Consider the following 24745-nt stretch of genomic DNA (forward strand, 5'->3'; position numbering starts at 1 on the left):
AAAAATTTATAAATATTTCATTTATATAAAGCTAGAAATTCTTAATTTAAGGTTTAAAGAAAAAATATCAAAAGTTTACAAAAGCTCTTGTGTAAAATACATATTTCAGTGAAATTAAGTAAGCGATTATTCGTAAATATAAAAAAATATGGTTGCTAAGGCTTCTTTTATTATTAATCCAGGTTCTAGTAACATCAATACAAGTACTTATAATCCAGGCTCTTTTAAAATTACTAATGATTCGACTACAGGGCAGAAAATAACAAAAGTACTGATTGACATCAGTTCTAGTATTCTAAAAGACTTGGTTTTTGATCCTGATGGAGTAGCTGGAGATGTTGTAGCGAAGAATTTTACAGTAGATAGTGAGGGTGGAACAGGCTTTGCTTCCTATCAATTTCTCAAGGCACATGATGGCGGCTTTGATGCATTAGAAATAACCTTTAATAGTTTCGATTCAGGTAAAACTTTTACCTTTTCTGTAGATAACGATCCAACAAGTATTAAAGGTACACAATCTCCAGGTCCCAACGAGTCAGGTAGTGTGTCTGGACTGGAATTATTAGGTTCCAAGGTTACAGTTGATTTTTCTGACACTACTAGTTATACAGCGCAGACTTATAGAATTCCCAACAGTGTGGGTGGCTCACAAATTGTTCTTCAAGCAAACGCACCATCTCCGCCAACAATTCAAGTTCTAGATTTAGCTTCCTCTGCGCCGACAACTGTCTCTACAGCCAACCAAACAGTGAGAGTTAGCGGGACTCCAGGTGCTTCAGTCAGCTTGCTAGTTTTAGAAGCGGGCTTATTCATCGCTAATGGTGGCTTTGATATCGATCCTTATGAAGCTAATTCAGTTATCGCTGTTAATGAACTGTCTGCCACTATTGGGTCACAAGGTTATGTCGATGTTCCTGTAACCCTCACCCGTTCTCATACAAATGGTGGACTAAACCATATCGTTGCAGCAATTAAAAATGCTGATGGTACGACTAGTTCTCCTTCTCCTGTGCAGGTTTTAGAGTATAACCCTAACGCTACACCTACTGCACAGGTAGTTGTGCAACAGACAGGGGGTAACACTGCGGTTACAGAAGGTGGCGCTACTGATAGTTACTCGTTGGTTCTCAATTCCCAACCTACAAGCAACGTCACGATTAGCCTGGTAACAAATACTAGCCGACTAAATCTAGATAAGACCACCCTAACCTTCACCCCTAGTAACTGGAATCAAACGCAAACAGTGAGTATCAATGCTGTTGACGATGCTATCGTCCAGGGAAATCAGACAGTCAATATTACTCACACCGTTAACAGTACAGATAACCAGTACGACAATCTTGCTGTCCCCGCTATTGCGGTGACAGTTACCGACAACGACACTACACCAACACCAACACCTATGGCAACAATTCGTATTGACGCAGGCGCAACTAAGTCTTACACCGATAGTCTAGGTAATCTGTGGAGTGCAGATCAATACTTTATCGGCGGTAATGTTTACTCCACAACAGCGGCGATCGCCAACACAACCGATGACCCACTGTATCAAACAGAACGTTACCTCAAAAACCTTTCCTATGCAATACCAGTCACGAACGGTGACTACACAGTTAACCTCAAGTTTGCAGAAATTTACTTTACTGGTAGCGGACAACGGGTTTTTAGTGTCGATGCAGAAAATCAGTCAGTTATCAGTAACCTAGATATTTTTGCCCAAGCCGGAAGCAACAACACTGCTTTGGATAAGTCCTTCAATGTCAAGGTTAATGATGGCACGCTGAATTTGGATTTTTTAGCCAGCACTAACAATGCCAAAATTGCAGCAATTGAAATAATTCCCGTTAGCACAACTCCTACTGCACAGGTGATTGTGCAACAGACTGGTGGTAACACGGCGGTGACAGAAGGTGGAGCTACTGATAGTTACTCGTTAGCTCTTAGTTCCCAACCAAAAGCGAATGTCACAATTAGCTTGGCAGCGCCTGGTAATCAACTAAGTTTTGATAAAACCACCCTCACCTTCACTCCGACAAACTGGAATACAGCACAAGTAGTCACAGTCACAGCCGTTGATGATACTGCTGTTGAGGGAACACAAACAGTCAATATTGCTCATACCGTTAGCAGTACAGATAGCAAATACAATAACCTCGCTGTTGGAAATGTTGCGGTTACTATTACCGATAACGACACTGCACCGATACCCACAGGAAAAGCGATTCGCATTGATGCAGGTGCGACTAAGGCTTACACTGATAGTCAAGGTAATCTCTGGAGTGCAGATCAATACTTTATTAATGGTAGTACCTACTCGACAACAGCAGCGATCGCCAATACTGTAGATGACCCGCTTTATCAAACAGAACGTTACCTCAAAAACCTTTCCTATGCGATCCCAGTCACGAACGGTGACTACACAGTTAACCTCAAGTTTGCAGAAATTTACTTTACTGCTGCCGGACAACGGGTTTTTAGTGTCAATGCAGAAAATCAGTCAGTTCTTAGTAACCTAGATATTTTTGCCCAAGCGGGAAGCAACACTGCTTTAGATAAAGCCTTCAACGTCAAGGTTAATGATGGCACGCTGAATTTAGATTTCTTAGCCAGCACTAACAATGCCAAAATTGCAGCAATTGAAATAATTCCCGTCAGCACAACTCCTACTGCACAGGTGATTGTGCAACAGACTGGTGGCAACACTGCGGTTACAGAAGGTGGTACTACTGATAGTTACTCGTTAGTTCTCGGTTCCCAACCAACAGCGAATGTCACCATTACATTGGCAGCGCCTGGTAGTCAACTAAGTTTTGATAAGACTACCCTCACCTTCACCCCGACTAACTGGAATACAGCGCAAACTGTTAGTGTCGCAGCCGTTGATGATACTGCTGTTGAGGGAACGCAAACAGTCAATATTACTCATACCGTTAGCAGTACAGATAGCAAATACAACAACCTCAGCACTCCCAACGTTGGAGTCACAATTACCGATAATGACAGCGGTACACCCACAGTCGGAGCCATCCGGATTGATACAGGTGCAACTAAAACTTACACCGATACTAAGGGTCAAGTATGGCAAGCTGATAACTACTTTGTAGGAACCAGTAGTGTCTACAACACAACTGCACCAATCGGTAAGACTGAAGATGACGTTATCTACCAAAGCGATCGCTTTGCCAAAAACCTGGCTTACCAGATTCCGGTAGCAAACGGCAACTATACTGTAAATCTCCACTTTTCTGAAAATTACTGGACTGATTTCAACAAACGGGTATTTGATGTCTCTCTGGAAGGTGAGAAAGCGTTTTCTAATGTCGATATCTTTGAACTATCAAAAAATGCTTTCTTTACAGGTAATAACTCTGCCCTAGTTCTATCTGTACCAACTCAGAATGTGAGTGATGGCGTACTCAATATTAATTTAGATGCCAGTGTTGATAACGCTACCATCTCAGGGATTGAAATCGTACCACTGACAGCGCCACAAGTAATTTTGCAGCAAACAGGGGGTAATACCGCAGTTACTGAGGGTGGTGCTAGTGATAATTACTCGTTAGTTCTCAATACTAAACCCACAGCTGATGTCACAGTTAAACTGGCAACTAGTGCTGCTAACCAAATTACCACAAACAAGACTAGCTTCACCTTCACTCCAACTAACTGGAATGTTGCCCAAACAGTAACTGTCAATGCTGTTGACGATACTTTGGCAGAGGGTGCTCAAACAGTCAACATCACTCATACTGTTACCAGCACAGATAGTAATTACAACAATCTCAGCACTCCACAGGTTGCCGTCAACATCACAGATAATGATATTGTTGCTGTCAGCTTTACCCAGAAAACTGTAGCAACCTTATCTGGTCATAACCCTACTACAGGAGCTTGGGGTCCAGACGGCAGACTGTATGTAGCTTCTTATGATGGTGAAATCAGAGCTTACAGCTTTGATCAAAACTACAATGTTACTAATACCCAAATCATCAACACAATCAAGAATTTATCTAACAGTGATATCTTAGGTATCGCCTTTAACCCTTATGATACCTCTGATTCACCAAGTATCTACGTTGCCCATACTAAGCTCTATGGCAATGGTGGTGGAGCTTTTCCAGACACTGAGCTTTCTGCTTATACAGGTGAAATTTCAATTCTCCAAGGAGCGAATTTCTCACAGAGAACCTCTCTGATTACAGGACTACCTACTTCCAACCATGACCACGGTGTTAATGGTATGTCCTTTGATAATAATGGCGATTTATATATTGGTATTGGTGGAAATACTAATGCAGGTATTACCAATGACAATATAGGTGGTATTCCAGAATCTCCTCTTTCAGCTGCCATCCTCAAAGCTGAGATTTCCAAACCTGGCTTTAATGGCAAGATTAAATATTCTCTGCCATCTGATTTTAAACCACCAAGTGGAATAACCTTTGACCCAGCTACAAGTCAGAAATTTGGAGATAAGGCAACTGTACAACCTGGTGTTGATGTGTCTGTCTACGCTGCTGGACTTCGTAATCCTTACGATTCTGTCTTCACCACAAAAGGATTACTTTATTCAACAGACAATGGGCCAAACCCAGGCTTTGGGGATGTCTCTACCTCAGCAACAACTCAACAACCCACTTATGGTGACAAAGATGAGCTCAACCTGATCAAACAAGGTCAATACTATGGTCATCCCAATCGTAATCGCGGACGTACTGATACTCGCCAGAATGTTTATCATGGAACATCTGAAGCTAGTATTCCTGGGGTATATACAGCGCCACTAGCGACTTCAGAGTCATCAACCGATGGCATTGATGAGTATCGCGCAACAACATTTGCAGGTCAACTGCGAGGGCATTTACTCGCCCAGAAATGGAATCAACAACTCTATGACTTCACCCTATCGCCAGATGGCTCAAAAGTAACAAAAACTAATACCTACACTGGAGTTACAGATGGTCTGGATGTAGTGACTGGCCCTGGGGGTGCGATCGTTGGTATTGATTATGCTGATAGTAGAGTTACAGTCGCAACTCCTAACGATGCAGCAGCAATAGGTGTCACTGCTTACGATATCTTCCCCTGGAGGGCACCAGCAAATAATGATGCTGGTAAAAATACCTTCGTTATTGGTGGTAAGAACTTTGGTACTTTAGCAGATACCCAAGTAATTATCGGCGGTAAAGCTGCAACTCTTACCGAAGTTACAGGACAAAGAATTAAAGGTATCCTACCAAGCTTTAGCAACCCAAATCCCAATAACCTACTTGATGTGATTGTTAGCAGTCATGGTCAATCTTCAACAATCGAAGGTGCCTACTTACCATTGCCTGGTTATGCCACTTTCGTTTAACCAGGTCAGCATGATAGTAGTTAGATTTCGATGAAGTGACAGTTGTAATCTGGCAGTTTTAGATTACTAATTATGCAGAGTAGGGGTACAAAAATTTTGTGCCCCTTTTTTCCTAAATTTGAAATAATTTTGTTGTAATTGCAATAAACTCAACCGTGAGTAATTATCTGATTACTAAGATGATCGCCTGTTGTGGAAAAGTGAGCGATACCTGCGGTAAGCTCTGCTAAGGCACTGCACACACCCAAAATTACACCCTTAAAGTGCGATCGCACTTTCTATTTTCATCAAATTTACCAGATGTCTACAAGATTAAGCACAAATCCAGGTAGTATATCTTCTCCTGATAAACTAGCAGGAGATTGCAGTACTTCAACATCTTGATTGTGGCGATATATTTCAACTCGTTGAGTTTCTAAATCAATTAACCAGCCCAATCTAGAACCGTTATTTAGATACTCTTGCATTTTGTTCTGTAGCCTTTGCAAACAATCACTAGCAGAACGTAATTCCACTACAAAATCAGGACATACTGGAGCAAATCTTTCTTTTTGTTCCTGAGTAAGTGCATCCCATTTATCGCTCTTTAACCAAGATGCATCAGGAGAACGAACTGCTCCATTTGGTAAAGTAAAACCAGTAGAAGAACTAAAAGCAATACCTAGCGATTCATCACGATTCCACAACCAAAGTTGAGTAGTGATATTGGCATTGCGGTTACTAGTTAAACCTCCTAAAAGAGGCATTAATAGCAATGTTCTATCAGTATTACGCTCAAATCTGATTAGTTCGTTTATCTGACAGATCTGAAAGAATTGCTCATCTGTAAGTTGAATAACTGGGCTTAAATTGAGAGTTAGAGCATCCATTATCACCCAAATAAAATAATAATTGGCTAACTGGAATAGTTAATTCTATGATGGCACGACAAGCGATCGCACTTTCTACAATGCTTATCAATTTGAAGAAGATGTAGTGTAGCTGAAGCGATCGCACAATACCTAAAAGATAAAATACGCAAGGAAATATAATGAAAGCGATCGCTTGTTGCGGAAGAGTAGTGCGTAGGCATAGCCCATCGTAGATATCGCTTTGCAGAAAACCTCAAACATAAAGCGATCGCACCCCACACGCCCAAAATCTGCCCTAGTGCGATCGCCTGTTACTGCATTGTAGTCTTAGGTTCGCGTCTGCCACGATTTTGGATCTCTGCGACCATGAAAAATTGCCGTGACAATCACTCGACTCGAAACAATTCGATAGTACACAGCATAAGGAAATCGTCGTACTATTGCTCGTCGAATATCACGGTATGCGACTGCATAGGATTCTGGCATCTGGGAAATTCGATTCACAGTCTCGTCTACACATTCCAAAAACTCATCACCCAGACCCAGTTTCTGGCTCTCATACCAACTGTACGCTTCATTGAGTTCTTCTCGAACCTCTGGGCGAAAGACCAGGACATAATTCATTGCTGTCCCTTAATTGACGCTTTGATTTCCTCCCAAGTCAGCACATTATCTGGATTTGAATCATAATCAGCAATTCGACGATCAAGCTCTTGCTTCTGTGCATCCGTTAAATCAGGGTAAACTTGCTCGGCTGCGATGCCATCCCAAATTGCCTGCACAAGACGAATTCTATCTTCAACACTCAGAGTTGCAATTTCATTCAAAGTAGCTGTGATATCCATGCTGATTAATTTGGAGTAAAAATTAAGCGACTGGTACACCTCAAATATAACGGAGAAGATTTTGTCTATCAAATTGAACACTGCAATTGTCAATGCTAGCCTAAAAACTTCACAACAAGCCCGTGAGCGATCGCCTTGCTGACAAACTCAAAAATAAGGCGTAGATGCGCAGGGGCTTGTGGTTAGACATCGCCTGTTGTGGAAGAGTAGTGCGATCGCTTGTTGTGGAGTAGACTTCAGGAAGCGATCGCACTACTAAGGTATTAATGAATGCTTACTTTCTATAACTTGTTCTTGATTAATTTCTTCTCTCGTAGAACTTTCACCATTACGGAATTGCTCAAATAATTCAAAAAAGTTATTTAACGCGTCTCTTTCATCCGCAGAATAGAAAAGAATAATACTATCCCATCCATGCGAAGAGGTAATCTTAAATCTTTTTTGTATCCAATCTTGAAATTGATTAAATTCAATCTCTTGTTGAGTTGGCGGTAATCCTAAATCTTCTCTAGAACTCATGTATCCATCTAAAAAAGCTCTCAGCCGAGTAATTGAGTATTTACCTAAAAAAATTCCCGGATTTTGTTTGATTTTCTCTAACATTTCATAGAGATATTCTTTATGAATGATAGTAATCGTATGGTTATTGTCTAGCATAATCTTTAATAATTAAAAATTTTCTTCTGTTATTTGAAACTGCTGACCGGAATATAATTTATTATAAAATTGTAAATTACCTAGCCATTGCTCTCTGGTGAGTCCATCAGGATGGTGATTATCAAAAATTATCTCCACTTCATTTATTATAATGGCAATACCTTGATGACGACCGTTAAGAGAAATTGCATCTCCTAGCAAACTATCATCATAAATATAACTATTACGTCCTATTGCTGAACCTGTATAAAGCTTTATCCGCTTTCCTGGGATTCCTTGCGATATCAATTAATCTTGGATAGCCTGAGCACATTCGACACATTCAAGATTTTTGTATTTTTTAATTATTTCTTGAATTTGGTGGATTTGCTCAATACTAATAGCCAAAATTTTTCCTAGAAACTTAACTGTGAGTGATTATTTTATCACTAAGGCGATCGCCTTACAGAAAACCTCAAAAACAAAGCGTAGACGCGTAGCGGCTTGTCGTTAGACATCGCCTATTGTGGAAGAGCAGTACAATTGCACCATTTACAGAGTATTTCAAGTAAATTAAGTACACGGGTAAGCATATAATGTGACTTTACTTTATAAAGATAGTAATTCCTGAAAAAATTTTTCAGAAAGCCATAAAAATTCTATAACTCCTTGCGAATACTCTACTATAGAATCTTCATCTTCGGAGAATATTGGATCAATTTCATGGCAAAATTTATGCCTTAGCTCAAAAATTTTATTAACACTCTTCTTCATTTCTTGATGAAGTTTATCATCTATATTAACTACACCTACTTGATTTACTTCATCATATTTAATAATATGTGTAGGTTTGATTTTTGTTCTTGTTAAATACAATTCCTCTAAAAAATTTTTATTTGTTAAAATACTAATGTTTTCGTTTATTGTTTCTAGATTTTTTGTAGGTAAGAGATGCGCTATAAATTCTCCAATTGAAACTGATTTAAGGTCGAGGTTTATTACCTCTTCAATACTCAGTTTAATGTCTTTTAACTTGCCTGCATTTTTTTTATAATTAGAACCATAATCAATTAAATTAGCATATACTTGACGGAAGTAACCCTCTATACAAGCTACACAATCTATAGGGATATATCGCAATAGCTCCTTTCTCATTCCGCTTGAGTATTGTACTTTTTCATAAGATTGTTTTATCCACTCATCGTAACCTTCACATTCCTCTAATCCCGAGAAAGACCAACGCTCTATATCTTCTAGAAAATCTACTACATAACGAATCGAACTTATTTCGTTTAGCCTTCCTGAAACCAATTCCCATCGGTTGGTTTCAGGTGGCACACGACCTTTTTTTGCTAAAATTTCATTAATATAATTACGCTGCTTATTCATAATTATTATTTAAGTTTATTAAACTGAGTGTTAAATTGTAAGTTTTTATCTTTCAGTAACTTGTAGATTGTTTTTAACGCAATGAAATCTAACAATAAACTAAGAATCACCAGAGTAGACAAAAGGCCTACCCTTTTATGTTAGAGACGACTCAATACCCTCAATCCGTCCTTGCACTTCTTGGTACAACTCGCGTAACAATTCCAAATTGCTTTTGCTAGGTTCCCAATAACCGCTTCCATTCACTTCTAATGTTTATACCATTTTACGGAAAAAATGGGGTTAAGATTCATTAAGTCTTACTGTGATATTCTCACAGCATTTCCTAACTCACTGCATAGTCTGTAAACTGTCTCATAAAAGGAGACTGGAACCCTAATACAATATCTTCCTTGGGAACCCCCGCAGCTACTAAATTAGCAGCAATATCATCTTCTGTAGCATTCCACTGAAGCCAAATCTTTCCATTTTTAATATCAATATGGATGATGCAACTATGTACCCAGTTTTGAGCTTCCCAGCCTACATGAACTATTTGATAATGGTCACGTTCTGTATCAAAAATTGTCTCAACTTCTATATTTCCGTAAGCTGGTTTTTGCTCGCTATGGTCGTGTAATATTTCTTGTACAAGCTGGCGATACCGAGTTAATTTATCCATTGGAAAATCACCTCTCGCTCTACATCATAAATCAGCATCTTAACTTTATTTTCTGCTATCATATCTTTGGGAAAATCAAGCTGAAAAAATGTATTGTAAGTTGTTAAAGGTACGGCTAAATATAAAACACGCTCTGGTTGTACCCTTCTCAATGCACCTCGATAATTAATAAACTGTCCTAATGCTGTATGAAATTCTGAGATAGCAGAGGACTTCTGTAAAAAACTTTTGATTTCGACTGCTATTTTTTGTCCTTGGCGTTCTGCGGCGATCAGCTTTTCTGCGGCTAAATCAATAGAAAGATTAACTCCTCCCACGCTAATTGTGAGTGGATCATTAGTAATTTGCCAACCGTCTTTCTGTAAAGCTGTTTTGACAACTTCATGAAAAACATCTTTAGCAGGCATACATATCTATAATTATATTTCTAATTTTTATGCCGTTGTATTCTTTGTCATCTGTAAACACAGTTGGGAAAATAGAGGCGTACTCAAGAACGCCTCTATTTTGATGACTATTCTATCCCTTCAATCCGGTCTTCAACTTCTTGGTACAACTCGCGCAGACGATTTAAATTCTCCTCGCTAGTCTCCCAATAACCGCGTCCATTCACTTCCAATAAAGTTGATACAACTTTGCGGAAAGAATGAGGATTAAGGTTCATCAACCGCTTCTGCATTTCTTCATCTTTGATGAAGGTTTCGTTGGTATCTTCGTAAATCCAGTTATCCACAGCGCCGGCTGTCGCACTCCAACCCATTGTATTTACCAATCGCTTAGAGAGTTCGCGCACACCTTCGTAACCGTGAGATAGCATTCCCTCGTACCATTTGGGATTTAATAATTTAGTACGAGCATCTAAGCGCACGGTTTCTGATAATGTCCGCACTTGGGCATTAGCTGTGGTGGTATCTGCAATGTAAGATGCTGGTGTTTTACCATCACCCCGCAGACTTGCTACCAGCTTGGTAGGATCTGAGTCGAAGTAGTGGGAAACGTCTGTCAAGCTAATCTCGGAAGAATCGAGGTTTTGGAATGTCGCATCAGCAGTTTTCAAAGTGCTTTCAAAAATCTGCCGGGATTCGTCCATGATTCCGGGGTTATCGGAGTTGAAGGCGAAGGATTTCCGCTTCAGGTACATTTCTTGTAACTCGGCTTCGCTGTCCCAAGTGCTGTTTTCTACCGCCAAGTTGATATTTGACGAGTAGGAACCAGATGCATTGGAGAAGACGCGGGTTGCTGCTTGACGCAGGTTAATACCCATTTCCTCTGCTTGTTGCAAAGCGTGTTTGCGCACAAAGTTCATTTCTAAGGGTTCGTCTATCTCCGCCGCCATCTTCACTGCTTGATCTAGCAGGTTCATTTGGTTGATGAACAAGTCGCGGAATACTCCAGAACAGTTGATTACAACGTCAATTCTCGGTCTGCCCAACTCTTCTAAGGGTATCAATTCTAACTTGTTCACTCTTCCCAAGGCATCGGGAACTGGGCGTACACCCACCATCCACATGATTTGTGCCAGTGATTCCCCGTAGGTTTTGATGTTATCAGTTCCCCAAAGCACACAGGCGATGGTTTCTGGCCATTTGCCGTCGTTTTCGGCTTTGTTTCTTGCCAACAACCGATCCACAACGATTTTGGCTGATTGTACAGCCGCAGTTGTGGGGATGGATTGAGGATCGAGGGCGTGGATGTTCTTACCTGTAGGTAATACATCCGGGTTGCGGATGGGATCGCCACCGGGGCCAGGTAGGATGTACTCACCTTCTAAGCCTTGGAGTAATCCTCCGAGTTCGTTATCTGCACAAACTTGTTGTAAGCAGAATTCCAAATACTCAAATAATGGTTTGAGGGCGGCGGTATCAACTTTGGTAAAGCCTGCTTTGTGCAATGATTCTATCCAAGGTTCTTTTTTACCCATGTTAAAGAAATTGAGCTTGGAAACGAGGGAAACTCGTCCTTCTGCGTCGGTTTGCTCTTTTACCAAGGCACTAACTGCACCACGGGTGGCTAAGGTGATGTCTTGCAATAGCTGGACATCTTCTAAAATGCCTCGGTCATTATTTTGGTAAATATCGTCAATGTTACGCCCAATGCTGTTGGCGATAATTCGGGGTAAGCTGAGAATTTCTTCTTCTTGACGATCTAAGCTAGCAATGTTAACGAGAGTTGCGATCGCTTCTTCTGCTGTCGGTGGTTTACCAATGATATGCAATCCACAAGGCAACAACCGAGATTCAATTTCCATCAACTTGCGGTAGACGTTGCCAACGATATTATCTCGCTCTTCAGCGTCCATATCCTTAGCATCGGTTTCTGGCAAGTTAATATCTTTGTCCAGGTTCACCATCCGGCATTTATCCATGATGGAGTTGACAATGGGGATACCACGTCCAGTATCTTTCAGGGTTTGGTAAGAAGCAATCAACTCGCTGAGTTCTTTCAAACCCTTGTATAAACCAGCATTCTCTGCGGGCGGTGTCAGGTAAGAAATTGTCTCTGCATAACTGCGGCGCTTGGCAATTGTCGCTTCGCTGGGGTTATTCGCTGCGTAGTAATACAGATTAGGAATTGTGCCAATTAGTTGGTCTGGATAACAATCACCAGACATCCCCATCTGCTTACCTGGCATAAATTCTAGGGAACCGTGAGTACCAAAGTGCAGTACAGCATCAGCTTCCCAAACTTGCTCTAGGTAAGTGTAGTAGGCAGCAAAACCGTGGTGAGGGCTAGCAGAACGGGAGAATAACAACCGCATTGGGTCGCCTTCGTAACCAAAGGTAGGCTGAACACCGATAAATACATTACCGAAATGTTTGCCGTAAATCAGCAGGTTTTGTCCATCGCTGTTGAGATGTCCGGGAGGTGGGCCCCAGTTTTCTTCTAAACGTTGGGAGTAAGGTGTCAGTGCTTCATATTCTGGCACCGACATTTTATAGGCGATGTTAAGTTCTGGGCTAGCGTACTGTGCTTGGGCGTCATGGATGACTTCTTGCATCAACGCCTCGGCTGATTCTGGTAATTCCGGTAAGTCGTAGCCGTTATTCTTGAGGGCTTTCATCACCTCGTAAATGGAACCGAACACATCTAAGTAAGCAGCAGTACCCACATTCCCTTTATCAGGGGGGAAGCTGAAAACTGTAATTGCAACTTTCTTATTCAGCTTGGGTTTGCGGCGGAGATTAGCCCACTTTAATGCACGTTTTGCTACAGCTTCCACACGGTCTTGGAGAGCGATCGCTTTGCCTGTAGCACCATCTCTACCTGATAAAATGATCGGCTCAATTGCTCCATCCAATTCCGGTATGGCAATTTGCAAAGCTACTTGAATTGGATGTAACCCCAAATCGCTATCCATCCACTCTTCTGTGGTTTGGAATACTAAGGGCAATGCCACCATGTACGGGCGATTTAAGCGCTTGAGTGCGTCGATTGCTTTGGGATGATCTTGTCTAGCTGGCCCACCCACCAAGGCAAACCCAGTCAGGGAAATTACCGCATCCACTAGCGGCGTTTTATTAGTTGGTTCGTAGAAGTAAGCATCTACAGGCTTGGAGAAATCCAAACCACCAGCAAATACTGGTAGTACTCTGGCCCCTAGCGATTCCAACTCCTGCACGATTGCCACATAGTGGGCGTCATCGCCTGTAACTAGGTGAGTGCGTTGCAATACCAACCCAACACAGGGAGCCAAGGGGTCTTTGAGATCGCTAGGGATATCCTTACGGGTTGTGTACCAATTGAGATACTCTCTGACATCCTCAAACATACTGGGGGCTAAAGGATGCCAAATCCCCAAATCGGGATATACCACTGGCGCTTGATATGTAGTAGATGCAAGATTTTGTTTTTCTACACCTTTTAATACATATTTATCAGTCAGCATCAGCAAGAAGTTTTCCAGATTTTCTGGTGAACCTCCTAGCCAATACTGAAAACTGAGCATGAAATTTCGGGCATCCTGTGCTTTGTCCATTGGCAGAAACTTCAGCACCTGTGGCAGAGTCCGCAACAGTTTCAGCATTCCATCTTGGAAGCCAGCACCGGATTTTTCCTTGCGCTTCCGCATGAATTGAGCGATCGCACTCTTGGATTGACCCAACTGTGCCAAAGAAAAGCTGCCCATTTTGTTAAGGCGCATAACTTCTGGCATTGAGGGGAACACAACAGCTACATCTAAGCGATCGCGGTATGGCTCTACTGCGGCTACGACTTTCTGTGCTAAGTCTTCGATGAAAATCAGTGAAGCAATAAATATATTGGCAGTCTCGATATCCCGTTTGAACTCCTCGTAGTTCTCTGAATCTCGGAGTTCCTCAATTAAGTACCCGCTGATTTCAATCGCAAGGTTGGGATGGTTAGAGTTAATGGTGCGAACAGCTTGCGACAATGCACTCTGGTACTGGGACTCAAGCACGACATAGACCACCTTGATTAAATTACGTCCGCGTAAATTATCAGGCGCAATATGTCTGATGGTGGACTTGACGTGGGTGAACATGCAGATAGGCTCCTTTGATGCGCGTTCTCTACTAGAAGTTCATCACGGCTGAACCTGCCGCTTGTAACTTCGATTTATTTTTAGCAATATGAATTTTTTTTATCAGAAAACGCTTACCAAATAGTCATTTTCTCGTCTAACTGACACAAATCGATAAACATAATGACATATTTCTTTGCAGATATTGATTTTATATGCAAGTATTTGCTACACTGAATGTTAAAAAATATAAATAAATACCAGATCGCAAACCTAATTACCCAAATAAATATCTTAGCTATTTGGGTTTTGGTACAAATTAATACTATTTAAAGTAGTCATTTTTAATACAAGCTAATTTAGCATTTCTGCTGAGAATAGGCTATAGGCAACATCTCCAATATAAATTTCTCATTTTTCTGGAAATTCAACCTGAAAATTGCTAAAAACTTTAGATTAAAGATTTTGTCCGAGGATTTAAATCTTAATTTTCTGTTAAAGCATAAATAGCCAATTTTAAGAAAAGCATTTTTGTAACCCATCAGGTTGAGGCATTCTTTTGATGTTTCTCAAAGTACTGTAGTTTTGTACAATTACCTTGTAATTAAAGTTACTATTTTTAAGTACTTTCACTTAATAAATTTGCTTGACAATCAAGAGTAGCAAAGTTTATACAGGAAAGAGCATTAAAAATCACAGCTAAATTTTATAACTATAAAATTATGAAGACAGCCTTGAAAAATTTTACCCGTAAATTTGGCATAGATATAGTTAGGTATTACCCTACACCTCTAGAAAGGGCAAAAGCAATAAATTTTGATCGCGAAGGGTCTAGCTTTTTAAAGCTATTAACATTAAATTCTATAGATTTAATGCTAGATGTAGGAGCTAATACTGGACAGTTCGGCAAAGAGCTTTATGAATCAGGATATGATTGCAAAGTAGTATCTTTTGAACCACTATCATCTGCTTATTTGCAATTGGTAACAGCCAGTCAAAGTCATCCTCAATGGATAGTGGCAGAAAGATGTGCAATAGGAGATATCAACGGAGAGATTGAAATAAATATCTCTAATAATTCTCAAAGCAGTTCTATACTACCTATGTTGCAAGCACATTTAGATGCTGCACCACAATCTGCTTATGTAGGTTCAGAAAAAGTCAAGATATATAGGCTATCTGATATAGCTGGGCAGTACATTAAAAAAGCCAAGGCAACTTTTCTTAAAGTTGATGTCCAAGGATTTGAAGATCAAGTATTAGCTGGAGCCGAAGAAATTTTACCAAACATCCAAGGTATCCAATTAGAAATGTCTTTTGTTCCTTTATATAAGGGCGAAATTTTATTTGATGAAATGTTAATTAAAATGAAAAATCTAGGATTTAAGCTTTATAATATCTATCCAGGATTTACAGATTATCGTACAGGTAGAATGTTGCAAGCTATAGGCATTTTCTTTAAAGGCAACTAAAAATTTTTGAAAGTCGCGTTTGACTTTTGACTGCGAGAATTCGCTATAAGACACGGACAATATTGTCACTGTGCTTGATTATCGTCTGTTTTAGCCTGTAACTGCTGAACTTGCTGCAAGAAATTTACAGATGTTATCAAACATAGCCTGCAATTATATTTAGTAGTATCATGCCTGTAACTTAGGAACGAATCAGATAATATTTGCCTCTTAACTAATAACCCCTAACTCTTCAGCATTAACTCATGACTCCAGTAGATATTCTCATTCTCTCCAATGGGCCTGGGGAAGTAACGACCTGGGTACGTCCAGTAGTGAGGGCATTGCGGCAACAACTGGGTGATGATCGTTCTGTTGTTAGGATTTCCGTAGTTTTATCCCCTTGTCCACATGCTAGCGGTAAAGAAGCAGCGATCGCCCTTTCTTACCCAGAAGTAGACCGAGTTCAGGGAGCCGAACATTTTTGGCAGTTTTTACTTTGGGGTAAAACTTTTGATAATTGGGATTGGAGAAGTCGCGGAGTCATTGTTTTCTTAGGCGGGGATCAATTTTTTCCAGTTGTCATCGGTAAAAAACTTGGTTACAGCACAGTTATTTACGCAGAATGGGATGCTCGCTGGTACAGCTTGATTAACCGCTTTGGTGTGATGAAAGCGAAAGTTGCTGAACGCGTTCCCCAGAAATATGCCCACAAATTTACTGTTGTGGGGGATTTGATGTTAGAGGCGCAGAGTTCACTCAGGACTCAGGACTCGGGACTCGGCACTGAACGCATCGGTTTGTTACCTGGGTCAAAAGCCGCCAAGTTAGCTCAAGGAGTACCATTAACATTAGCGATCGCAGAATACGTCAAAGCTAAAAGACCCCAAACTCAGTTTGTAATTCCCGTAGCACCAACTTTAGATTTACAAACTTTAGCTAATTTTGCCGATCCTCAGAAAAATCCTTTTGTTGAAACCTTCGGCTTTGGCGGTGCTTCCTTAATTTTCTCAGATGACAACCAACAAAAGCCAGCACTCAAAACAGCCAATGGCTTAACTGTGGAACTTTGGCAAGAAACCCCAGCCTATGACTTGTTATCTCAATGTAGTATCTGTTTAACTACAGTCGGAGCCAACACAGCCGAACTCGGTGCTCTAGCTGTGCCAATGCTAGTTTTGCTACCAACGCAACAACTTGATGCCATGCGTTCTTGGGATGGTTTGCCAGGATTGTTAGCTAATTTACCAGGTGTTGGTTCGACCTTTGCCAAAGTAATTAACTGGTTATTTCTTAGACGCAAAGGTCTATTAGCTTGGCCAAATATCTGGGCACAAGAAGAAATAGTACCGGAACTAGTAGGACAACTCCAACCACCGGAAATTGGAGAAATGGTATTAGATTTACTGGCTCATCCAGAAAAATTAGCGCAAATGCAACTCGAGCTACGCAATGTTAGAGGTGAAGCAGGAGCAGCACAAAAATTAGCAACTTTGGTTAAGCAAGAAATAGATATGTAGGGATTTTACCTTTAGCCCTCTGCCTTAATCCGAAGAACTCCCATCTCGTCGCCCTAGTTCATAAATACCGGAACCAATAGCAGCGAGTATACCTGTGCTAATTCCCCAACTAGGGCCCAAACTAATTTCTACGCCCCAGTGAACTAAAGCACCAACTATTAAAAAAGGCACAATACTAAACACCGAAGCGTAAAAAGCGTTTTGGGATTCTCTGCCCTTACGAGTTTTTTCAAATTCTGACTGGCTGGTGTAAAGCGATCGCTCGGCAAAGTTAAACCAACGGTTCAGCTGCTCAATTACCCATTGACTGAGCGGGTTAAAAGCTAAATATAGCGCCAAAGACCACAAACTCGCTCCTGCGATCGCAATTGTGTCCAATTCAAAGTGGAAAGGCCAAATGTCTGTCAACATAGTTTGTCGGAGTCTTACAAAGGCGCAATTTTTAGCTATAAAACTTTGATAGATGCTAAATTAACCTTTTAAATAAATTAAATTATCAGGCTTTTGCCGGATTGGCAACTCTCTTTTAGGTAAATTATCTCAGCCATAGCGTTGTTTACAGCCACTTATGTATGAATTAGCATACCAATCACATCCGTAAAAACTAGCATAAAGATTCCACACTAAATATTACTTAATCCGTAATTACTAGCTAACAGCTGCGCTAATTAGCGATTATACTTGTGTACTGAAATGTATTAAAAATGCTGATTACGTCTGATTTTCTGGTTTCAAATTTCAATAGTTGAACGGATAAATTTGATAGTTAAAAAAGCTTGATATTGTCAGCTAGATAACTTGGTATGGTAATATGGACGAGCCAAAGATTGTCATGTCATCAATATTGAGATATCAATAATTAAGTAGCTTTCACAAAAGCTTTTTTAGTTAGATTCAACTTAAGTTTTCAAGCAATTTACTGATAATTTTATTGAATTGAGGAATAAAAAAATGAGTAAGCGGCGACAAAAAGTATTAGCATCAGGAGCTACTTTATTAATATTAGGGTTGAGTCTTGTAAGTTTAATTACTGTATTACCTAAACCAGAAGTTGCCAGAGCTAGAGAAGCTAAATCAAACAAAGCAAACACAGGTAACGCTTGGCTAGCCGCTTCTTTCCCTGTAGAAAACTTTCAAAGTTACAGTTCTGCCTTTGGTTATCGCCGTTCTGCTACAGGCGGTGATAACTGGGAATTTCATGGAGGCTTAGATATTGCTGCCCCTCAAGGTAGTTACATTCGCAATTGGTGGGGTGGTACAGTCATTAAAGTTGGCGATCGCAATGCCTGTGGCACCCATATAATCATCAAATCGGGAGCGTGGGAGCACACCTACTGCCACATGGAAGGGCATGTGGAAACCGTCTCTGGTCGCCGTTATTTAGTTGATCGCCCAGGTGGAATTCAAATTGCTGAAGGTCAACCAATACCAACTGGTCTGAGAATTGGCAGGGTAGGAATGTCCGGACGCACCACCGGGCCGCACCTGCACTGGGGATTGAAGTACGATAACAACTATGTAGACCCAGCAATGGTTCTGCGAGAAATGTTTTCGCAACAGCAAATTGCTAGAAGAGGAGGGTCAACAATTAATGCTCAACAGTCACAAGTTCTTATTCAAGAGTCACAGTATACTCGCGACTCTGGCTATTAAATAGTTCGACATGAACTCGAAGGGAGACAAGGAGAGAAGTCGGAGCGCCGGCTTCCGGCGATCTGAACTTCGGGAGGACAAAGGGACAATAACAATCAATGAATGACCTTAACCATTGACTCTTGATCCTTGACTCTTTAGTTCAGAAAAATTTATACATTCCGGAAATTCTTATTCTTGATGTGAAGTGTGGCTCAAGTGTATTTATATCATTGAGCTATGAAAATAAAATTCTCACATCGTAATCTGGGATTGCTACTAATATTAATGTTGCTCTGGGCACCTTCTATCGCATCAGCAAAAGCAGAAGTCGAGACCCAAGAAGACATATTAGTTGAGGCGGTGTCAACAGATCAGGTCGATGTGCTGAAGAAGTTTCTAGATAATGGCGGCGATCCGAATAAATATTTTGCGCTGGCGGTAAGTGACGGTTCCATGCAGAGTGTGGAACTAATGCTGCTGCGAGGAGCAAATGTGAATCTACCCGATACAAATGGCATAACTCCGTTGATGGTTGCAGCCAGATATACATATCGTGCTGGCGCAGAAATGACGAAATTTCTGCTTGATAAAGGTGCTTTAGTTAATGCTAAAAGCAAAAAAGGTAGCACTGCACTAATGTTTTCTTGCTCACCAGTAGCTAGCCACTATGAAGATGAGTATGCAAAGGTGGTGAAGATGTTAATTACCAAGGGAGCACAGCTAAATGCCAAAAACCAGATGGGAGCTACACCGCTCAGTGTCGCAACCCAAGGCAATTGGCAGAAGATAGTTGCCATCCTTAAGCAAGCGGGCGCAAAATCATAGTCAAGAACTAAGATGCGATCAGACTAGGTATAATAATCCCTAGATCCCATTTGGCTTTTTAGGTTAGCGATCGTTGAACCTACCTATGTCTAAGGTCAAGTCCACCAGTTGATTAGTTATCATTCGTGCATCTGTGCAAAAACCAGAAAACCCTTTTTTCTCGCCCAAAATGCTTAGAGAGGTAGTTGCTTCTCTTTAAGTATTACTACTACTTTAGTTACAGCAACTTTCAGCGTTTGTAGTCAGCGACTGGCGCAGGTTTACTCAGATAAGAACACACAAAGAAAAAAAGGGTTTTCATTAATGCTGCGTATGCAGTTAATGATGGTTGCTTAAAACAAATCTTATTGTACTAATTTAATAGACTTAGCAATAATCGCAGGTCTGTTGATATATCCTTTATAGTTATCGTCTTCTAAACTCACATTAAAATCTCGTTCAATTTCCGGAATAACTAAGTTACGAACTTGTCCAGTAACTTCTACTTTTCTGTTTCGATTAGCGGGCAGATCGAAAGGTACACCTGATGCATTCACCACTAATATAGGTGCTTTGCTAATTCGTGGCTCATCATTAATTGTGAAAGCGCTTAAACCAACTTTCTGAACTGGCTTGCTTCTAATTGTTACAGTTTTACCTATAAATGCATCTTTGTTGTCAACTACTTCTGATGTACTGATAAGACTGGGAAAGGTGCTTTTATCCTGGTCGTTAATGTTGCCTAACCTCACAAAACCAGCTATCAGTATTAAAGCCAGCAATAATGTTGCGTCCTGAAGCCCTAGAGTCCGAGGGCTGTTCTGAGCCTTAGCATCCTGGTTAGATTTATTTTGATCAAGTGTATTCATCTTGGGATAATTAAAAGAGTTATAACGATGAGTAAACTGCTGAAATGTCGATAATTTTGTAAAAATCCTTTTTTCTAAACACGGATAAATGTTAATAGAAATAGATAAATATCCGCGTTTTTATAACAAATTCCTACCCAAAACTAAAACTATTCATCTATCAAATTGGTAGTAACTGATTTCAAAAAAGTTTTTGTTTAAGTAGCAAGTTAAAAATGTTTTATCGTTTATATGTTTATTTTAGAGAGAAAATATATAAGTTTCTTCCCGCTTAAGTGATAAAATTGATAGTAAATATAAATTGTTAACAATACTAGAGATAGAGCTAAATCCATCCAAATAGTAGAGATGCAAAAGATGGATGTTTATTGCGAGTGAAGAAATTCTTTCAATATGCAGAGCTTGATTTCTAATATAAAGCCTTTACGCTACCCGTAATCCTTAACCATGACTGATATCAAAAATTTTAATGTAGGTTCTAGTACCTCGACAAAAAAGAAGGGAAAATCACTGCCGCCAAAGCTGATTATCAAGCTGGGTAAGTTTGTTTGGGAAACTATGTGGCATACGATGATGTCAAAAATTGCTCCCCGTAATCCATCGGGAGAGTATATTCGCCCCAGCAGTCAGTTTAGGAATTTTATTAGTGCAGAAAAAGGTAACCTTTACCCAGCAGTAGCAGGGCGCTATCACCTCTATGTTGGGCTAAGTTGTCCTTGGGCGCACCGCACCTTAATTGTACGAGCACTTAAAGGACTTGAAGAAGTCATATCAGTAAGTGTTGTTGTTCCTTCACCGATCGCAGGCGGCTGGGTGTTTAATCAAGAAGAAGAGGGTTGCGCCAGCCTTGCGCAATTGTATGAGCTTGCTCAAACTGGTTACACTGGACGCGCTACGGTTCCCGTTTTATGGGACAAACAAACAAAGACTATCGTCAACAATGAGAGTGCAGAGATTATTGTAATGCTGAACTCAGAATTCAATGAGTTGGCTCTCAATCCCACTCTGAATTTATACCCTGAAGGATTAAAAGAAAAGATTGACTGGTGGAATGAGAAAATTTATAACAGTGTCAATAACGGAGTCTATCGTTGCGGCTTTGCCCAAACTCAAGAAGCTTATAATCAAGCTAGCGACGAATTGTTCACTACCTTAGATGAGATTGAAGCAGCGCTAGAGACAAGTAGATACCTGTGTGGGGATAATGTCACCCTTGCAGATGTTCGCCTATTTACAACATTGTTTCGCTTTGATGTTGCTTACTATGGGCTGTTCAAGTGTAATCGCCATAGAATTCAAGATTATCCCAACTTAGGAGGCTACCTAAGTGATATGTATCAGCTTCAGAGTGTTGCTGCCACCTGCAATCTAGAAAGTGTGAAACAAGACTACTATGGCAACCTGTTTCCACTCAATCCCGGTGGTATTATTCCCTCTGGGCCTGATATGACATATCTGCTAAAACCGCACGCTCGCCATCGAGTTGGTAAGAGTGCAGATCTGCAAGTCTAAAAAATCAAGAGCGATCGCAGTCAACTTAAATCAGCATATTTCAAATGATGCGATCGCTTCACATGGGTGAGCATGAAATTTAAAGCAATGCTCACCCTAGATAAAACTCCAGCCTTAAGCAGTTCCTGCTGCTTGGTCAGGGTTACTCAAGGTAGAACGTCCATTCAATGACAGCATTACCCGTGAAACACCGGTGAATAGAATGCTAACGCCAAGTAGTGTTCCAATCAACCAAGGTGCATTAAAGGGCCACTGGAACCAAATCATTGCACCCAAAATCAAAGTGATAATGCCATCGCCCAATACCCATGTCCAGTTCTGTTGTGGGCGTAGTCTAAATGCCAAAATTAACTCGAAAACACCTTCGGTTAATAAGAAACTACCAACTAATAAAGTCAATGTCAGGATACCTGTAGAGGGGTAAATCAACAGCATTACACCTGTTGCAATGTACAGTACGCCTAACAAAAGTTTCCAGACAAAACCGCCTGACTGGCGAGTGTTATAGGCATAAAACAATTTAGCAAATCCAGCAGAAGCCAGAATTACTGCAACCCAAGTTTCTGCAAAAATTGTTGATATAGCAGGTAATGCGATCGCAATAATTCCTAAAATAGTCAAGAGCGCGCCAGTTAAAAGCGACCTATTATCACTCTTGTTGATATCAGTGGGAACATTGGTTGTCATAAAAATTTTTCCCGATGCCTAATTGAACTCTCAATTTAGGCTAAGGAATTTTCTCCTAGTAATGCATCACCCTAAGGTAGACTTATAGGTATTAATTTCATCCAGAGTATTATCAATGTTCATGCCATCGCATAGTTAACCATAAGTCATGGTTGTAGCTTTACATAACACTTAAAAGAATAAACAAAAAATTCTGTGTCTACCAAGCATTATTCTATCTTTTGGTAGATAAAATCATTAGGAAAAAGATAAATTCTTCTTTCCTTACTTTAAAACAATGTAAAATACTTTATTTTTTGTTAGGTATCGTATCTACTCGTTGGTTAAGGTCTTGAAGCTGTGCGTTTAACTCCCTCTGGCGTTTGAGTAAAATTTCTAAGTCTTGCTTTGTTGCTAAATTTGCCCTGTTATTGGGAATAATTTCGTTTACCTGATTGAGGCAAGCATTCAACCCAGCTGCGAATTCATTACGCGTTACTGGTCTATCGCCTCTATATGTACCATCAGGATACCCCAATAGACAACCTTGCTGGGGATTGACATTGCGATCGCTCGGTGTTTGTGACCAAGCATTCAATGGATAAGAGGCAATTGTTGCCAGTGCCAAAGTAGTTGCAAGGGTCGCTGGATTTAGCAAGCTAGAAATTAATGAAATTCTCAACATAAATATTGATCGCAGCTAGAAGCCGTCTACATTCTTTACCTTACCAAAATTAGTTGATTTTAGTAGGGTAGCAAGAGCTGAAACTAGCAAGCAACGGTGATTCAAGGCTTACCTGGTGCAGATTCGCTAATATCTAGCCAACTATAACCTGACCCTTACAATACCCAGATAGATCTTTTTATTATTGGTAGGGTCTGTCTAAAAAGCAGTACGTGATTTTAGAAAATTATAAATAGCTATAGCAACTGCTAAAACTAACAGTATATGTATTAGATTGCCTGCAATGTGCAACGCTAAACCTAAACCCCAGAAAACAAACAGTACAACTGCAAGAGTCCAAAGTAAACTTAGCATAATTTTTTACTATCAAAACATTATTAGCTAATAGTCTATAGATAATGTGAATTTGTTGAAAACTATCTTGCGGATGAATTTCTGCTAAGTAAATTGATAAGTTTTTTAACGCTGTAGAGCATTCAAAATTTCCTCATTGGATTTCCCCTAAAGCAATCCCTTGTTTTACAGTGCGATCGCTCTTACCCAAATTGAGAATTTCTACTTAGATCACAGCCTGCTCGGCTTGGGACAATTTAGGAAAACCTTCTTATTAAGGGTTATGAGGTTTTTGCCTATAGTACTTTCTTTTAACTGGTGTACTGTTTGGCGATCGCATCGCTTCCAGACTCCATGCATCAGTAAATTTTCTCTCAATAATTAAAATTATACTATTGCAATTATTAAGCAATCATGAATTTGTAAATTTTTATTTATTGAAGCAAAACTAACTTTTCATAATTGAATTTAGCCTAAGTCTAGGTAAAAAGGTTTAATCATTTGGCTATACCTTCAGACTATAACAATTAGTTCTAGAGGTAGATAGAATAGCAAACTTTGAAATGTTAACTTAAGGACAACAGTAAAAACTCTTTTGTTAACTTAAAGCTATGAACATTCTTGCTTGGATTGTTTTAGGTCTCATTGCCGGTGCTATTGCTAAAGCTATCTATCCCGGTCATCAAGGCGGCGGCATTCTAGGAACAATTTTGCTAGGCATCATTGGTGCATTTGTAGGCGGTAGCTTGGGTATATTTTTCAGTACAGGAACCCTGGCATTAGCTGCTCCTACCCTTAGTATCACAGGGATCATAGTGGCCGTTATTGGTGCAATTGTTGCCGTTTTCTTGTGGAACTTACTAACTCATCGGAGTGCTCTATAAAAAGTTAAGTTGTAATCCACTATTTAGTAAACCTCAGGGAGTTGACTTTAACTATTTTTATCCCTGAATTAAATTAAAGAAATAGCGCTGGCTGTAGTAGGCTGGCGCTATATATTAGACCTCTTGCATGAATCAAGAAAAAAGAGCAAGTTCATAGTTAATCAGTCC

22 protein-coding genes and 1 pseudogene are annotated in these 24745 nt (G+C 40.2%); 7 read left to right on the top strand and 16 right to left on the bottom strand.

What is annotated here, in order from left to right; translation table 11 throughout:
* The first annotated feature begins 148 nt into the window (after nucleotides 1-148).
* On the top strand, nucleotides 149-5356 hold the full coding sequence (locus BV375_RS04705) for a malectin domain-containing carbohydrate-binding protein (protein ID WP_086757788.1): 5208 nt from the start codon (nucleotides 149-151) through the stop codon (nucleotides 5354-5356).
* Nucleotides 5357-5505: 149 nt separating this feature from the next.
* Here the strand turns inward: BV375_RS04705 and BV375_RS38620 are convergent, their stop codons facing one another.
* The 11 genes and pseudogenes from BV375_RS38620 to BV375_RS04750 form a co-directional block, all read right to left on the bottom strand.
* The gene (locus BV375_RS38620; protein WP_279432899.1) at nucleotides 5506-5631 is read right to left on the bottom strand and encodes a hypothetical protein; all 126 of its coding nucleotides are present in this window, start codon (nucleotides 5629-5631) and stop codon (nucleotides 5506-5508) included.
* Between the two features lie 18 nt (nucleotides 5632-5649).
* Nucleotides 5650-6225 carry a Uma2 family endonuclease gene (locus tag BV375_RS04710; protein ID WP_086757791.1) on the bottom strand — a complete coding sequence of 192 codons (576 nt, stop codon included), beginning with the start codon at nucleotides 6223-6225 and terminating at the stop codon, nucleotides 5650-5652.
* Nucleotides 6226-6534: 309 nt separating this feature from the next.
* Complete coding sequence (locus BV375_RS04715) at nucleotides 6535-6831, bottom strand: type II toxin-antitoxin system RelE/ParE family toxin (RefSeq protein WP_086757794.1); 297 nt, start codon at nucleotides 6829-6831, stop codon at nucleotides 6535-6537.
* Nucleotides 6828-7052 (bottom strand): addiction module protein, encoded by a 225-nt coding sequence (locus BV375_RS04720; RefSeq protein ID WP_086757796.1) that lies wholly within the window; start codon nucleotides 7050-7052, stop codon nucleotides 6828-6830. Before BV375_RS04720 ends, BV375_RS04715 begins: the two co-directional genes overlap by 4 nt.
* A gap of 109 nt (nucleotides 7053-7161) precedes the next feature.
* Entirely contained in the window at nucleotides 7162-7305 is a 144-nt protein-coding gene (locus tag BV375_RS36530) for a hypothetical protein (protein WP_166507370.1), read from the bottom strand.
* Nucleotides 7306-7307: 2 nt separating this feature from the next.
* On the bottom strand, nucleotides 7308-7709 hold the full coding sequence (locus tag BV375_RS04725; RefSeq protein ID WP_086757798.1) for a hypothetical protein: 402 nt from the start codon (nucleotides 7707-7709) through the stop codon (nucleotides 7308-7310).
* Between the two features lie 12 nt (nucleotides 7710-7721).
* Nucleotides 7722-8096: pseudogene (locus tag BV375_RS04730) on the bottom strand (papain fold toxin domain-containing protein).
* A gap of 201 nt (nucleotides 8097-8297) precedes the next feature.
* Complete coding sequence (locus tag BV375_RS04735; protein ID WP_086757801.1) at nucleotides 8298-9077, bottom strand: hypothetical protein; 780 nt, start codon at nucleotides 9075-9077, stop codon at nucleotides 8298-8300.
* 325 nt (nucleotides 9078-9402) lie between these two features.
* Nucleotides 9403-9738 carry a XisI protein gene (locus BV375_RS04740; protein ID WP_086757803.1) on the bottom strand — a complete coding sequence of 112 codons (336 nt, stop codon included), beginning with the start codon at nucleotides 9736-9738 and terminating at the stop codon, nucleotides 9403-9405.
* Complete coding sequence (locus tag BV375_RS04745; protein WP_086757805.1) at nucleotides 9726-10145, bottom strand: XisH family protein; 420 nt, start codon at nucleotides 10143-10145, stop codon at nucleotides 9726-9728. The genes BV375_RS04740 and BV375_RS04745 overlap by 13 nt, the downstream gene beginning before the upstream one ends.
* A 107-nt stretch (nucleotides 10146-10252) precedes the next feature.
* Complete coding sequence (locus BV375_RS04750; protein ID WP_086757807.1) at nucleotides 10253-14239, bottom strand: magnesium chelatase subunit H; 3987 nt, start codon at nucleotides 14237-14239, stop codon at nucleotides 10253-10255.
* 701 nt (nucleotides 14240-14940) lie between these two features.
* On the opposite strand from BV375_RS04750, the gene BV375_RS04760 reads away from it, so the two are divergent.
* Nucleotides 14941-15690: an FkbM family methyltransferase gene (locus BV375_RS04760; protein WP_086757812.1), complete on the top strand. Its 750-nt coding sequence runs from the start codon at nucleotides 14941-14943 to the stop codon at nucleotides 15688-15690.
* A gap of 245 nt (nucleotides 15691-15935) precedes the next feature.
* A complete protein-coding gene (locus tag BV375_RS04765) occupies nucleotides 15936-17189 on the top strand; it encodes a lipid-A-disaccharide synthase (protein ID WP_086757814.1) in 1254 nt (417 codons plus the stop codon).
* Between the two features lie 24 nt (nucleotides 17190-17213).
* On the opposite strand, the gene BV375_RS04770 is transcribed toward BV375_RS04765, so the two are convergent.
* On the bottom strand, nucleotides 17214-17600 hold the full coding sequence (locus BV375_RS04770) for a hypothetical protein (protein ID WP_086757816.1): 387 nt from the start codon (nucleotides 17598-17600) through the stop codon (nucleotides 17214-17216).
* Nucleotides 17601-18140: 540 nt separating this feature from the next.
* On the opposite strand from BV375_RS04770, the gene BV375_RS04775 reads away from it, so the two are divergent.
* A complete protein-coding gene (locus tag BV375_RS04775; RefSeq protein WP_086757819.1) occupies nucleotides 18141-18842 on the top strand; it encodes a M23 family metallopeptidase in 702 nt (233 codons plus the stop codon).
* Nucleotides 18843-19061: 219 nt separating this feature from the next.
* The gene (locus tag BV375_RS04780) at nucleotides 19062-19649 is read left to right on the top strand and encodes an ankyrin repeat domain-containing protein (protein ID WP_086757821.1); all 588 of its coding nucleotides are present in this window, start codon (nucleotides 19062-19064) and stop codon (nucleotides 19647-19649) included.
* 344 nt (nucleotides 19650-19993) lie between these two features.
* Here the strand turns inward: BV375_RS04780 and BV375_RS04785 are convergent, their stop codons facing one another.
* On the bottom strand, nucleotides 19994-20497 hold the full coding sequence (locus BV375_RS04785; protein WP_208099052.1) for a hypothetical protein: 504 nt from the start codon (nucleotides 20495-20497) through the stop codon (nucleotides 19994-19996).
* A 447-nt stretch (nucleotides 20498-20944) separates the two neighbouring features.
* Between BV375_RS04785 and BV375_RS04790 the strand changes: the two genes are divergently transcribed.
* The gene (locus BV375_RS04790; RefSeq protein ID WP_086757823.1) at nucleotides 20945-22009 is read left to right on the top strand and encodes a glutathione S-transferase family protein; all 1065 of its coding nucleotides are present in this window, start codon (nucleotides 20945-20947) and stop codon (nucleotides 22007-22009) included.
* Nucleotides 22010-22123: 114 nt separating this feature from the next.
* On the opposite strand, the gene BV375_RS04795 is transcribed toward BV375_RS04790, so the two are convergent.
* The 3 genes from BV375_RS04795 to BV375_RS04805 all read right to left on the bottom strand — a co-directional run bounded on the left by BV375_RS04795 (nucleotide 22124) and on the right by BV375_RS04805 (nucleotide 23714).
* On the bottom strand, nucleotides 22124-22696 hold the full coding sequence (locus BV375_RS04795) for an HdeD family acid-resistance protein (RefSeq protein WP_086757826.1): 573 nt from the start codon (nucleotides 22694-22696) through the stop codon (nucleotides 22124-22126).
* A gap of 289 nt (nucleotides 22697-22985) precedes the next feature.
* Complete coding sequence (locus BV375_RS04800) at nucleotides 22986-23360, bottom strand: S-layer homology domain-containing protein (protein WP_086757828.1); 375 nt, start codon at nucleotides 23358-23360, stop codon at nucleotides 22986-22988.
* Between the two features lie 198 nt (nucleotides 23361-23558).
* The gene (locus BV375_RS04805) at nucleotides 23559-23714 is read right to left on the bottom strand and encodes a lmo0937 family membrane protein (protein ID WP_086757830.1); all 156 of its coding nucleotides are present in this window, start codon (nucleotides 23712-23714) and stop codon (nucleotides 23559-23561) included.
* A gap of 590 nt (nucleotides 23715-24304) precedes the next feature.
* On the opposite strand from BV375_RS04805, the gene BV375_RS04810 reads away from it, so the two are divergent.
* On the top strand, nucleotides 24305-24577 hold the full coding sequence (locus BV375_RS04810; protein WP_086689355.1) for a GlsB/YeaQ/YmgE family stress response membrane protein: 273 nt from the start codon (nucleotides 24305-24307) through the stop codon (nucleotides 24575-24577).
* The last annotated feature ends 168 nt before the right edge of the window (nucleotides 24578-24745 follow it).

The organism is Nostoc sp. 106C, from assembly GCF_002154725.1.
Taxonomy (GTDB): Bacteria; Cyanobacteriota; Cyanobacteriia; order Cyanobacteriales; family Nostocaceae; genus Aulosira.